This window comes from Hafnia sp., from assembly GCF_036648275.1.
Lineage (GTDB): Bacteria > Pseudomonadota > Gammaproteobacteria > Enterobacterales > Enterobacteriaceae > Hafnia > Hafnia alvei.
Genome location: NZ_JAVXIQ010000001.1, coordinates 312,527 through 327,372, shown reverse-complemented (window position 1 = coordinate 327,372; position 14,846 = coordinate 312,527). Strand labels below are relative to the sequence as shown.

General features: G+C 40.1%; 9 protein-coding genes. All 9 read left to right on the top strand.

The genetic code is table 11. The features are described from left to right. The first annotated feature begins 335 nt into the window (after window positions 1–335). The 9 genes from RSC70_RS01680 (at window position 336) to yfdV (ending at window position 14,596) form a co-directional block, all read left to right on the top strand. Window positions 336–1,331, top strand: a complete 996-nt coding sequence (locus RSC70_RS01680; RefSeq protein ID WP_332541481.1) for a LacI family DNA-binding transcriptional regulator — start codon at window positions 336–338, stop codon at window positions 1,329–1,331. 771 nt (window positions 1,332–2,102) lie between these two features. Continuing rightward, a complete protein-coding gene (locus tag RSC70_RS01675) occupies window positions 2,103–3,569 on the top strand; it encodes a basic amino acid/polyamine antiporter (RefSeq protein ID WP_332541480.1) in 1,467 nt (488 codons plus the stop codon). A 106-nt stretch (window positions 3,570–3,675) separates the two neighbouring features. Further along, a complete protein-coding gene (locus RSC70_RS01670) occupies window positions 3,676–6,048 on the top strand; it encodes an Orn/Lys/Arg decarboxylase N-terminal domain-containing protein (RefSeq protein ID WP_332541479.1) in 2,373 nt (790 codons plus the stop codon). Between the two features lie 73 nt (window positions 6,049–6,121). Further along, entirely contained in the window at window positions 6,122–7,633 is a 1,512-nt protein-coding gene (locus RSC70_RS01665; protein ID WP_282806620.1) for a basic amino acid/polyamine antiporter, read from the top strand. A gap of 432 nt (window positions 7,634–8,065) precedes the next feature. Continuing rightward, window positions 8,066–8,716 carry a metal-binding protein ZinT gene (zinT, locus tag RSC70_RS01660; RefSeq protein WP_282806621.1) on the top strand — a complete coding sequence of 217 codons (651 nt, stop codon included), beginning with the start codon at window positions 8,066–8,068 and terminating at the stop codon, window positions 8,714–8,716. 709 nt (window positions 8,717–9,425) lie between these two features. Next, window positions 9,426–10,676, top strand: a complete 1,251-nt coding sequence (gene frc / locus RSC70_RS01655) for a formyl-CoA transferase (RefSeq protein ID WP_282806622.1) — start codon at window positions 9,426–9,428, stop codon at window positions 10,674–10,676. Window positions 10,677–10,745: 69 nt separating this feature from the next. Beyond that, complete coding sequence (oxc, locus tag RSC70_RS01650) at window positions 10,746–12,440, top strand: oxalyl-CoA decarboxylase (RefSeq protein WP_282806623.1); 1,695 nt, start codon at window positions 10,746–10,748, stop codon at window positions 12,438–12,440. A gap of 11 nt (window positions 12,441–12,451) precedes the next feature. Beyond that, entirely contained in the window at window positions 12,452–13,600 is a 1,149-nt protein-coding gene (gene yfdE, locus RSC70_RS01645; protein WP_332541478.1) for a CoA:oxalate CoA-transferase, read from the top strand. A gap of 33 nt (window positions 13,601–13,633) precedes the next feature. Continuing rightward, window positions 13,634–14,596: a transporter YfdV gene (gene yfdV / locus RSC70_RS01640; RefSeq protein ID WP_103009566.1), complete on the top strand. Its 963-nt coding sequence runs from the start codon at window positions 13,634–13,636 to the stop codon at window positions 14,594–14,596. The last annotated feature ends 250 nt before the right edge of the window (window positions 14,597–14,846 follow it).

Genomic DNA, 14,846 nt, shown 5'->3' with positions numbered 1-14,846 from the left:
AACGTTAACATAAAATAATTGAGAGAGAGATCATGTTTTCGCCAGCTCTTCAGAAAGCCTCAGCAATTCAACACAGATGATAAGATAGGATGTAAAATGTAACGGGCTGCGATGCGTTGTCCGATGGATAATTTGACTCTAAAGCGATGGAAAAGACTGACTAACGTATAAAGGATTTCTTCCTAAAGGAGCTATCCTACAAAATAGGCTAGGCGCCCTCTTCTTAAATTGATGACCGCACTAAATAAAAGCATTCTTTTACATCAGAAACAGAGTTGTATAGCCTGATGCGATTAGGACTTAGGTTAAGATTAATATAATTAGGACTGGTAATTATGGCGTCACTAAAAGATGTAGCAAAATTGGCAAACGTATCATTAATGACGGTATCACGAGCACTTAACAGTCCTGAAAAACTTAAAGCTGAGACTTTAGATCGCGTTCAGACAGCAATAAATCATTTAAATTACGTTCCCGACTTATCTGCAAAAAAAATCCGCGGCGCCCGTGCAACTCCGGACACAATAGGTGTTTTAGCTCTAGATACGGTCACAACCCCTTTTTCCGTTGATATCACTTTATCAATTGAAGAAACTGCGCGAGCACATGGTTGGAACAGTTTCGTCGTAAATATGTTCTCAGACGATAGTCCGGAAACGATGGTTGACCTACTTCTGTCTCATAGACCAAGTGGTATTATCTATACAACTATGGGACTACGTCAGGTACCAGTCCCTCATAAGTTATTGTCTTTGCCTTGCGTATTAGCAAATTGTGAAAGTCTACACGAGCCTATTGCAAGCTATATTCCGAATGATGAGCAAGGACAGTACGACGCTATTAAGGCTCTGTTGGCGAGAGGATATCGCCGCCCTCTATGCCTACACCTTCCGGCCAATCATCCAGCGACAATTCGTCGTTTAAAGGGTTTAGAACGCGCTTTTCATGAAGCAGGAATAGATCCAGATGCATTGATGCATTGTTATATGGAATTTGGTGACGAGCATTATCAGGATATTCCCGCAATGGTGCAGGCGAATATGCCTAAGGGTAAATTAATCTTCGATTCCGTCGTATGTGGTAATGACCGTATAGCCTTTCTTGTCTATCAGGTGCTTCTTGGTCGTGGAATCCGCATTCCAGAGGATGTAGGTGTCTTGGGGTATGATAATATGGTAGGAATTGGTGAGCTGTTCTTACCTCCATTGTCTACAGTTCAATTGCCTCACTATGAAATTGGGCGTTTAAGTGCACTACACATCATAAATAGTGAGTCTCATAGAAGAACAGTCCATGTCAAAAGCCCTTTATTACAACGAGCTTCAATATGAATTCATATTGAAAGTTGTGAAGAAGCTAAGTTTCAAACATTGCACAATACTAATCAACTCGTCCGAGTGAGTCTCATAGGCAATGAGTTCATAGCGTTTAAGAGTCATAGTTTAAGAGTCATAGTTGAAACATGAAGCTTTTAATCGCCGAGCGGCCCCATAAACAAGAACTATTCTAATGATAGTTCCTTGTACTGATTATCATTTTTAAAATGATAATATGTTGCACTCGTCTCGCAATCAGAGCTTATGGGGCTTTAGTATGATATTTCTACTTGTTTACAGCGCAATCTAGTTTATAAGGCCCATCCAAACTAAATAAGTGCATGATCTTCATATGTAATAAAACCCTACTCACCCGCATTTAACTTCCTATACAGCCCTATAATTCAATTGTTTTCTTTATTTTATAAGTAAACCAATTGCCAAACCAGAATATTTGTCAATTGGTTTACTCCTCGTCTATGAATTACTGAAATCAATTAACGTTATGCATTTGTTTAAAGAGGCGAGGCTATTGTATTAGCTAATCAATGAAATCGTCTAAGGTATGTGTCATGCAGAATTTTCCTTTTAGTCAAAAAGGCCAATTTTTTTATTTTCAACATACTATAAACGGATTGGTTATAACAACTTTACGTTATTTCCGTAATAGACTATATGCTAAAAATAAATATCTCTTGGAGAATCCACTCATCAAATACAATGCTCCCATTCATTCAATACCAGCCTAACTATATCAAATAATTTTTCGCAAAGAGGATCGTGATTATGCCTACAGGCATAAAAGGAAAAGATGACAACCAAAAATTAGGCTTATTGGCCCTTGTCGCTATTGTCGTTAGTTCGATGATTGGCAGTGGTGTTGATGGATTACCTCAAAATATGGCGGCGAACTCAGAGGTTGGGCCAGTCGCTATTGCTTGGTTAATCTGCGGCTTTGGTATGTTTTTTATTTCTAGAACTTTTATAATTTTATCTAATATTAGACCCGACTTACAAACCGGTATCTATACTTATACTCAGCAAGGTTTTGGTGCGTTTTGCGCATTTATTGTCGCCTGGGGATATTGGTTGATGACCATATTCAGTAATGTTGCCTTCGGCATTATGGTTATGGACACGCTGAACTATTTTATACCTGGCGATTTTCGTGGTGGGAATAACATCACTTCGGTCATAGGTGTATCTATTCTTGTTTGGGGATTTAACTTCTTAGTATTATCAGGGACAAAACTCGCTGGAAAAATTGACATTGTAGGTACCATAGCAAAACTAATACCTCTAATCGTATTTATATTTATTCTTGTTTATCTTCTTAATGTAAATGAGTTCACGAGTGATATATGGGGGAATACTCCATCGTTATCTCAAGAGCACTTAGGCTCGGTGTTCTCACAAATCACATCACCTCTTGATGTAGCCCTGTGGTGTTTTATCGGGGTTGAAGGCGCAGTGGCGTTATCCGGTAGAGCAAAAAATAAGAAGGATGTCGGAAAAGCAACGTTCATTGGCTTTGTTATTTCACTTGTCGTATGTATTTTAATTTCAATCTTACCCTTTGGCGTCATGACTCAAAAAGAGCTCAGCGTGATACCGACACCGTCTACAGCCGGAATTTTGAAGGTTGTCGTTGGCGAATGGGGAGAAATGCTTATCAACATTGGCGTACTGATTTCAGTACTATCCAGCTGGTTAGCATGGACAATGATTTGTGCTGAGATCCCTATGGCGGCGGCCCAGAATGGTACGTTTCCCAAAAGTTTTGCACGAAAAAATGATAAAGGAGCAGCGTCAGTATCTCTTTGGGCAAGCAGTATTTTAATGCAACTTGTTGTATTAATGGTTTACTTTTCCAGCAATGCTTGGCTTGCAATGCTAGCTATCTCAGCCCTAACCGTGTTACCCGCGTATTTAATGTCTACGGCTTATCTATGTAAATTATGCATAACTGGCGAATATAAAAAATACGCCCCAAACGGCCGAAAAACTGCATTAGTCACTTCTTTAATAGGTATTATATTTTGTTTATTTATGGTTTATGCCAGTGAAGTAAAATACTTAGCCATGGTCCCTATTTTATTAACACTGGGCTTGCCATTGTTTATTTTTGCGCGAATCAAGGAAAACGGCACAAAGAATATATTTCAGCCAGAGGAGATGAAGTTTTTCATTTTCCTAATCGTTCTTGATCTGTTTACTGGTTTTTTATTTTTAAATGATACGATAAAGTTTTAGCTAAAATCACGTCATCCCAAGAAAGGTCTAGACCTCTAATCAGTTAGAGGCGGTACCGTTTATTCATTTATTAGACATTATATATTTAAACTAAAGGAATTTAACTATGAAGTTTAATCATAATATTTTGTTTGTATCATCCCCATGGTTAAAACAAGACAGCCCAGCCTTACAATCACTTGAAGAACTCAAGCGAGCAGTCGCTGAAAGAGGATTTTCAACTTCTGTCACAAATAACCTAAATGATGCAGTAAGACTTATTCAGGAAAGTCAAAAATATAGTGCTATTGGTATTTACTGGGATGCCAACAATCCGGACATGAGCGCCGAATGTGAGCATTTTGTTAAATCACTCCGTCAAAGAAATACATCGACGCCATTATTTTTATTATCTGAAGAAGACATAACTGCTCAGACGCCTCTATCACTTCTTAAAGAAGTCTCTGAATATATTTATTTATTCTCGGAAACAGCAACATTCACTGCTAATCGAATTTATACTCTTGTCCATCGATATGCAGAGAACTTGCTGCCACCTTATTTTAAAACATTAAAGAATTTTACCGAAGATGGCGACTATTATTGGGATTGCCCGGGCCACATGGGCGGCATGGCCTATCTAAAACACCCTGTTGGAGCTGAGTTTATCAACTTCTTTGGTGAAAATATGATGCGTGCTGATATCGGTGTTGCTACAGCAGAAATGGGTGACTACCTTATCCATGCAGGGCCATCCAAAAAATCGGAAGATATTGCCGCTGAGCTTTTCGGGGCTGATTGGACCTTTTATGGCGTATCAGGTTCATCAGGCTCGAATAGAATCGTTGCTCAAGGAGCCGTAGCGGCAGATGAAATTGCGATAGTGGATCGTAACTGTCATAAATCCTTGAATCATGGACTTACGCTTTCACAAGCGCGTCCCGTCTATCTCAAACCAACACGAAACGCCTATGGCCTCATCGGTCCGATCCCAAATCAGCGCTTAAAAAAAGAGAGTATTGATGAGCTCGTTGCTAAAAGCTCACTCACTTCTGACGCTGTTAGCCCATCTCCAACCTACGCCGTTGTCACCAACTGCACCTATGATGGTTTCTGCTACAACGTTAATGACGTCGTTAAAGAGTTAGGCGCCAGCGTCCCGCGCATTCACTTTGACGAAGCGTGGTATGCATATGCGCGCTTTCATCCAATGTATAAAAATCGCTTTGCTATGGATGCTGAGGATACCCCTGATCGACCGACCATTTTCTCTGTACAGTCGACACACAAAATGCTGCCTTCGTTATCAATGGCATCAATGATCCATGTGAAAAAAAGTAGTCGAGCGCCGCTAGATTATGATGACTTCAATGATTCTTTCATGATGCATGGCACCACATCGCCATTCTACCCAATCATTGCATCTATTGATGTTGCGGTAAGTATGATGCAGGGTGAATCGGGACGTTCTTTAGTGCAAGAGTCTATCGATGAGGCTATCGCTTTTCGTAAAGCGGTGGTATCGGTTAAGCGCCAGATCCGCGAGCAGGAAGGTCAGTCCTCTTGGTTCTTTGATGTCTTGCAGCCGACCGAAGTTCACGATAAGGCAACGAATACAACGTACAGTTTTGAACAGGCACCTCTTGAGCTATTAAATCAAAGCGCTGACGGCTGGGAGCTGCGAGCGGGTGAGCGTTGGCACGGTTTTCAGGATGATGACCTAATTAACACAAACAGCATGCTTGATCCCGTAAAAGTCACAATCACCTGCCCCGGCATCAATCTCGACGGCGGCTATGAAGATCAAGGGATCCCTGGATATCTGATCACAAAATTCCTAGATGATAGACGGATTGAAATTGCGCGCACTGGTGACTATACGATCCTTATCCTGTTTTCAGTGGGTATTACGAAAGGCAAATGGGGAACGTTAATTGAAAGTTTACTGGCCTTTAAAAAACTTTATGACACCGACGCCTTGGCTGTTGACGCCATCCCGTCGCTGAAAGGTAAATCGCCACACTATGACACAATGACGCTTAAACAGCTCTGCCAACAAATGCATGAAAAAATGCGTGAGTTGGATCTTATGAACCATATTAGTGCTGCTGTGAATACTGATCCAGAACCGGTCATGACACCTGCTGCTGCTTATCAAAAAGTACTACGATATAAAGCTGAACATATTCGTTTAGATGATTTTTCTGGTCGTATTGCGGCGAGTATGTTAGTTCCATACCCACCGGGAATCCCTGTATTAATGCCTGGTGAACGTTTACCTCATGGTGATAAAGGTATTATGGGCTATCTACGTGCCCTGCAAGAATTTGATAAGCATTACCCAGGCTTTGAGCATGAAATACAAGGCGTCAATGTCGATGAAAATGGTGACTTTTGGGTGAGAGCAATAATTGAAGATGAACGTGACGCGGTTAAAAAGCCGGAGCACGTTCGCTTTAAACGTCAGGTTGCTTCAACAATCAAAAAAGGCCGCCAATAGCGAGTTTTTTATATCGACAACCTGACTCTCTTTGAGTTGGGTTGATCCCTATTTCCATGCAAGGATCTTATTTATGTCAAATCAATCCTCAACGTCGGTAGCTAATGCAACTGATAATGAAAGTAAAAGCGGAGAGCATAAACTCGGGCTTATTGCGCTAATCGCGATAGTCGTTGGCTCAATGTTAGGGGGTGGTGTATTTAGCCTTCCTCAAAATACAGCAGCAACATCCGCAATAGGCCCCGTCATTATTGCGTGGATCATTGCGGGTATCGGTATCTACTTTATAGCCAATTCATTTCGCCTGTTATCTGACTTACGCCCTGACCTACAGGCAGGCGTATATATGTATGCACAGGAAGGTTTTGGCTCATTCATAGGTTTTAATGTTGCCTGGGGCTACTGGCTGATGACAGCCTTCGGTAACGTCGCTTTTGCTGTAATCCTAATGGATGCATTTAATCAATTTTTCCCTGGTGTATTTACGGACGGAAATAACCTCAACTCCATCATTTGTGGATCAGTATTAATCTGGGGATATAACTTCCTTGTGCTATCAGGGACAAAAGTAGCGGGCTTTATAAATACAATAGGCACAATCGCTAAGCTCATTCCGCTAGTGCTATTCGTCCTGTTGCTGGGCTTTTTAATAAATTATTCACAGCTACTAACAAACTTTTGGGGTACTGCACCACACATCTTTGAAAAGGTGAATAATCATTCAGAATCAGTTTCGCTGATGTCGCAAATTCTTGCGCCAATGACAGTCACATTGTGGGCCTTTATCGGTGTTGAAGGCGCGGTCGTTCTTTCAGGTCGAGCCAAAAACAAAAAAGATGTCGGTAAAGCGACTCTGCTAGGTTTCATAATAGCTCTTATCATCTATATGTTGATGTCAGTCTTGCCTTTTGGCGTAATGCCACAGGCGGAATTAGCTCAAGTCAGCAATCCATCAACTGCAGGCGTGTTAGCTAAGGTTGTTGGACCATGGGGTGATTGGCTAATGAACATCGGGTTAATCATCTCTGTATTAGCAGGCTGGTTAGCATGGACGATGCTTTGCGCTGAGATCCCTATGGTTGCAGGGCAGAAAGGTACATTCCCTCAGGCCTTCGCACGAACGAATAAAAAGCAGGCGGCTAATGTTTCGTTGTGGGTCAGCAGTTTCGTCATGCAAGCAGCGATGCTACTCGTTTATTTTTCAAACGATGCATGGAATACGATGTACAACATTAGTGCCCTAATGGTCGTCCCCGCCTACATTACAACAACGTTATACATGGTGAAAATCTGTCTGAATCGCCAATATGATCAGTATGCGAAGAAAGGCAGAGGATTAGCGCTTACTAGCGGTGTTTTGGGTGCAATATTCTGCCTCTTTATTCTATATGCCAGCCAAATTCAATATGTGGCACTGGTACCAATCCTCCTCACTTGTGGATTACCAGTATTTATTTGGTCACGTAAAGAAAAAGGAAAGAATCAGCCTATTTTACAGAATAAAGAAATTATCTATTTGGCACTTCTACTCTTGCTGGATGCCATCGTTATTGGTTTGCTGATGACAGGTAAGATTTCTCTTTAGGAAAATGTCCTATTCAGTGAGTATCATCGAAGCTATGATGCTTGCCCTTCTCAAGGGGAAGAATCCCCTACCCCTTGAGAAAATCATCATTTATATTTTCCACATCGTCAGAAGTACATTATCAAATTATGCCTAGCTCCATGAATTGGTTCATAAACTAAATACCCATCATATTTCTACTTCGATGTGAATATAACCTATTTCAATATTTGGGTAAGGGTAACGCTGGAACCGCTGAGTTTATGTGCCCCCACCGAATAACAATGGTATCTATGAGCGAATCGTTCAGACCACCACCACCATGCTGCCATCGGCCTGTTTGCAGGAGGTGAGCGATTGTGCCCAGTGATGTCACATCGGATTGAAACAGGATTGAGTAATGATATGTTATAATATATCATTACTCTTCTTAACTCATAGGGAGAGAGTATTTTGGCAAATTATATTGGTAAGCTTTCAGTGGCTCTGGCTGCGCTTTTAGTTAGCGGCTATGCGCAATCGCATGACCATCATTCGCATGGCAAACCAATGAGCGCAGTAGAGCAGCAAGCCGCTGTTGGTGTTTTCGACGATAAGAGTGTTAAAGATAGAGAGCTAACTGATTGGGACGGCGTATGGCAATCAGTTTATCCCTATTTGCAAAATGGTGAACTCGACCCAGTATTTAGAAAGAAAGCTGGAACAGGCACAGGTCAAACATTCGAACAGGTTAAGTCCTATTATCGTAAGGGATATGCAGGCGATGTGGATACTATCGGCATCGAAAACGGCGTAATGGAGTTCCATCGCGGAGACAAGGAAAGCTCTTGTAAGTACGACTATAGTGGATACAAAATTCTGAATTATGCGTCTGGTAAGAAAGGTGTGCGCTATCTATTTGAGTGTAAAGATGCTGGCAGCCAAGCACCTAAATATGTGCAATTTAGCGATCACATTATTGCCCCGCGTAAATCGAGTCATTTCCATATATTTATGGGCAATACCTCACAAGAAGCACTACTGACAGAAATGGATAATTGGCCTACTTACTATCCGTATCAACTGACGACGCAACAGGTCGTTGACGATATGCTACATCACTAAATATCATCTCACCCTACGTACTCGCGTAGGGTTTTTTGTACCGTTTAGCAAAACTCCAATGTTAGATATTTACAGAACAATCGCTCTGATACATTCGGCTTCTGGCTTTCGTTATATTGATTAGCTCTGAGGTATCTGAATTTTCGCCTAATAGACATACGGCCCTACTCCGTAGATAGAGTCTTATGCCGATGGCGTAGCCAACAACAGCTGATGAGGAACCCTATTCCATCAGGGTTTGGCTATAGGCGTTTGTTTTGCGACCATTATCAATTTTATATAGTTATATTCTAAACAGTTGCTCCCTGATCATTTTCACCAAAAAGACGGAGTAACGCCTGTCAATTAAATAAATTGTAAACCGATAATAGAAAAACATCACTTCTTTAATGAAAATTAAACGAGTTAAGTTGGTGTGATATTTTAAATACCTGAATGATAAGTTACAAAATTCAAATTAAATTTGATATTTCCATCTAAAGACAATTCAACAGCAAATAAACGAAACACACTTCTTTATATCAAAGAAAATATCATTGATTGTACATTTAGCAAATAATTATGACCACGCTGAAACTATTAAAAAACAGATATAACTGAAAGGCATTGTTTTTATAAACCACAAAAAACTTCAATATAGCTGTTGTCGATATGTTTAAGTGAATAACCAAATAATAAAAATCCACTCACAACAAATATAGGTTTCTGTATGGAATTGCCTTTAAGCGGTATTAAAGTTCTCGATTTTACGGGAGTACAATCTGGCCCATCATGCACTCAGATGCTGGCATGGTATGGTGCAGATGTAATTAAGATTGAAAGACCAGGTATCGGAGACGTCACTCGTCGACAATTACGAGATATTCCCGACCTAGATGCTTTATATTTCACTATGCTAAATAGCAATAAACGTTCACTAGAGTTAAATACCAAAACTCCAGAGGGCGAGTCTATCATGGAGAAGCTTATAAAAGACGCAGACATTCTTGTTGAGAATTTTCATCCAGGCGCATTAGACCATATGGGTTTAAGTTGGGAACATATTCATGAATTAAACCCAAGACTTATTTTTGGTTCGATTAAAGGATTCAACGAATGTTCACCCTATAACGATCTAAAGAGCTATGAGAACGTGGCTCAAGCGGTTGGTGGGGCGTTATCTACAACAGGCTTTTGGGACGGTCCTCCTACAGTAAGTTCGGCTGCCTTGGGTGACAGTAACACAGGAATGCACTTATTAATTGGGCTCCTTACTGCTTTATTAGCCCGTGAAAAAACAGGCGTCGGCCAGAAAGTATCAGTATCTATGCAAGATAGCGTTCTAAATCTGTGCCGTGTGAAACTACGAGATCAACAACGTTTAGAAAAGATTGGCTATCTAGAAGAGTATCCGCAGTATCCAAATGGCATATTCACAGATGTCGTACCTCGTGGAGGTAACGCTGGCGGCGGTGGCCAACCAGGATGGGTATTAAAATGTAAAGGATGGGAAGAAGACCCGAACGCATATATTTACTTCACCATACAAGAGCAAAATTGGGAAAACACGTGCATCGTTCTTAATAAAAAAGAATGGATTGATGATCCAAAATATAATACTGCAAAAGCACGTCAGCCTCATATCTTTGATATTTTCTCTGATATTGAAAAATGGCTAGCGGATAAAGATAAGTTTGAAGCAGTGGAGATTTTGAGAAAGTACGGCGTTCCATGTGCTCCTGTGATGAGTATGAAAGATATTGCATATGATAAGTCTCTGCGTGAGAGCGCTTCTGTAGTAGAAGTGGAACAACCTGGACGTGGTAAGTTCCTAACCGTGGGTAGTCCTATTAAATTCTCTGGATTCTGTCCAGAAATTAAAGCTGCACCATTGCTTGGTGAACATACAGAAGAGATCTTGAATCAACTTGGCTATACAGAAAAAGAAGTATCAGAATTAAAAATTAATAAAGTGATTTAAAAATGCATATGGCAACAAGATGCTTGTTGCCATAGCTCCCACTGTTAAATATCAAGGTATAACGTATCTATGGAAAATAATAGCGCAATGACCGATGGCATGCATATTGTCGTTAAGGCTCTTAAAGCAAATGGAGTAGAAAACATTTATGGCGTTGTAGGTATTCCGGTTACAGACTTGGCCAGAATTGCACAAAACGAAGGTATTCGTTATATCGGGTTTAGGCATGAGCAAAATGCAGGAAATGCCGCCGCGATAAGTGGCTATATCACAAAGAAACCAGGGATTTGTTTAACTGTATCAGCTCCTGGGTTCCTAAATGGGTTAGTTGCCCTCGCAAATGCAACGACAAATGCATTTCCGATGATTCAAATTAGCGGCTCAAGTGATCGATCAATCGTAGATTTGCAGCAAGGCGACTATGAAGAGCTAGATCAGATGAATATCGCAAAGCCATTTGTTAAAGCCTCATATCGAGTTAACAAACCAGAGGATATTGGTATTGGTATCGCTCGTGCAATTCGCGCGGCAGTATCCGGTCGTCCAGGTGGCGTCTACTTAGACCTTCCAGCCAGTGTCCTTGAAGCTGCTTTAAAAGAAACAGATGCTGACAGCTCAGTATTTGTTGTTGAGGATCCTGCTCCAGATATGCTTCCTTCGAAGAAGTCTGTAGATAAGGCATTACGAGTATTAAGCGAAGCTAAGAAACCTTTAGTTATTCTCGGTAAAGGCGCAGCATATTCTCAATCAGAGAATGAAATTAAAAAATTCATTGAAACGACCGGTATACCATTTTTACCTATGTCAATGGCCAAGGGAATTTTGCCAGATGATCATGCTTTGTCTGCAGCAACTGCTCGGTCATTCGTTCTCGAAAATGCCGATGTTGTGATTCTGCTCGGAGCCAGATTAAATTGGTTATTAGGTCATGGCAAAGGTCCTCATTGGTCAAATAAAACGCGTTTTATACAAGTCGATATCGAGCCTATGGAGATTGATAGCAATAGACCGATTGAAGCTCCACTAGTTGGAGATATGTGCTCTGTTATTAAAGAGCTATTATCTTCTCTTAATACCCAGTCCTTGAATGAATATAATGAATGGGTAGAAGTTATAGAAGAACACAAAAAAATTAATGCAGAAAAAATGGCTTTAAAAATTGAGCAAAAAACAGAGCCTATGAACTATTTCAATGCTCTCGGTGCAATCAACAGTGAGCTGGATAAATGGAGAGATATATATTTAGTTAATGAAGGGGCGAACACTCTCGATAATGCCAGAAATATTATTAATATGCATCACCCTCGCCGCCGATTAGATTGCGGTACATGGGGAGTAATGGGCATCGGTATGGGTTACTCAATTGGAGCAGCAGTTACAGAAAACAAGCAAGTAGTTGCTATCGTTGGTGATAGCGCATTCGGTTTCAGTGGTATGGAAATAGAGACCATATGTCGCTATAAGCTTCCGGTGACCATTATTGTATTTAACAATGGTGGTATATATCGAGGTGATGAAATTAATGGTAAATCAAGCGACCCTGCCCCTACTTCATTGCTAATGAGCTCGCAATATGAAAAATTGATGGAGGCTTTCGGTGGGTATGGTGTATGTGCTAAGTCAATTGATGAGTTGGTCAATGCCCTAAAAAATAGCTTAAACAATAAACAACCCACTCTCATTAACTGTATTATTGATGCATCCGCTGGTGTTGAAAGTGGACATCTTAAAAATTTAAACCCGAAGACAAATTCAATAAAATAATCGGTGATTTAATGCTAACTAAAACTGACAATGACAAAGGGCCATTTGATGGCCTATTGGTTATAGACCTTACACACGTATTAAATGGCCCATTTGGAACGCAGCTATTATCTGACTTAGGTGCTAGAGTAATTAAAGTAGAAATTCCAGAGCACGGGGATGATACGAGAAGTTATGGTCCATTTATTGATAACGAATCTTTATACTACAGTTTTGTTAATAGAGGGAAAGAAAGTATCGCATTAAACCTAAAAGAAGAGTGTGATAGAGAAGTATTCACAGCCCTAGTAAAAAAAGCAGATGTCTTAGCTGAAAATTTTCGCCCGGGGACAATGGAAAAGTTAGGTTTTTCATACCAGGATATTTTAAAAATAAACCCAAATATCATTTATGCATCCTCTTCTGGTTTCGGACAGACGGGAGAACTTAAAAACTCACCTGCCTACGATACGATTATACAGGCAATGAGTGGGATTATGATGGAAACAGGATTTCCGGATTCTCCACCGACGCGTGTTGGCACATCCATTTCAGACTTATGCGCGGGTTTATTTATGTTTTGTGGGATCACCAGTGCATTATATGGCCGGGATAGAAATGGCAGAGGATCTCATGTTGACATTGCAATGTTTGATTCAACAATAGCCTTTCTTGAACACGGACTTATGGCATATGTTGCTACTGGGAAAGCGCCTGAGAGAATAGGAAATAGACACCCATCCATGTCTCCATTTGATATATATACGACGGGTGATAAGTATATTTCTATATGTTGCGGCAATGATTCATTATTTGCAAAATTATGCAATGGACTTAGGAGAACCGATCTCGTAAATGATCCTCGATTCTCTAGCAACGCTTTAAGAGTTGCTAACCAAGCTGAACTTAAGATTGAGTTAGAATTCACCCTCAAAACTAAAGCAAGTGATGAGTGGATAGAAATTATTAGCAATTTTGGCGTACCGGTAGCACCGCTATTAACAGTTAAAGAGGCAATGGAATTACCACAGATTGCTGATAGAAATATGCTTATTGAATCAGGTGGAATTAAGATGCCAGGTAACCCAATAAAACTCAGCGGGTATCCAGATCCAAAAAAACGTCCCGCAGCACCAAATCTAAACGAGCATGGTGAAAAAATTCGCAAAGAATTTTTGTAAACTTAAATTCATATAAAAACCGAGAGGTTCTAAATGTTCCATATTTTTATGGTTGATCTCGTCCCTATATTTATTATTATGGCTCTAGGCTATATTTCTGGAAAGAGAAGTTCTTTCACAGAAACTCAAGCCAAGGCATTTAATAAGATGGTTCTTACATATGCTTTGCCCGCAGCATTATTCGTATCAATAACTAAATCAAATAGAGCTGAAATATTTCAAGACTCAACACTAACGCTAGTAAGCACTGTCGTTCTGGTTGTGCTCTTCATGCTTAGTTATTTTAGCTGCAAATACTTATTTAAAAGAACTAAGCCAGAGTCTGCAGTTTGCGCACTAATTGCAGGATCACCTACAGTTGGTTTCCTAGGGTTTGCTGTATTAGAACCAATTTATGGTACAGGTACAGCAACAGGTTTAGTGGTAGCCATCGTTGCAATTATAGTCAACGCAATAACTATACCATTGGGCCTCTTTTTGCTCGGCCCTCAATCAAGCGCTAACAGCCCTGACACCAGTAAACTAAGTGCACTATATTCTGCACTTAAAGAACCTGTTGTATGGGCTCCAGTATTAGCAGTTTGTCTTGTTATGTTAGACATACACTTTCCACCAATCTTAGATCCTACATTTGATCTAATCGCCAAGGCAAATGCGGGTGTTGCCGTGTTTGCGGCCGGCCTTACACTATCTGCCCATAAATTTGAATTTGATCGCGAAATCGTCTTTAACACTTTCTATCGATTAATACTCACACCCGCTATCATTCTTGTCGCCGGTATAATGTTTGGCATTCAAACAGAAAAACTGCAGATGCTTGTATTAATTGCAGCTCTTCCACCTGCATTCTCAGGTATTATTATCGCTAGTCGTTATGATACTTATGTAAGAACAGGCACATCGTCCCTGGCAGTGAGTACGATCATGTTTGTTATTACAGCACCAATGTGGATTTACCTAACACAGAGTGAATATATAATCTCGTTGTTAAAATAGCTATAGGGCCACGCTTTGCTATCTAGCATAGTTATAATAATGCTTATAGCAAAGCCATTTCTTATGTTAATTTTAGCATGGCAAAAAAAATTTAACCTCAATCTATTACTTCTAATATGAACTCAATAACCTTAATTCCAATAGTAATGTTTACCTATATTATTATATCTGTATTCATAATAATATTATTCTATTTCAAACTAAAGAAAATCAACTACGAAATATATAAAGTCAAAAAGAAAATGTCGGA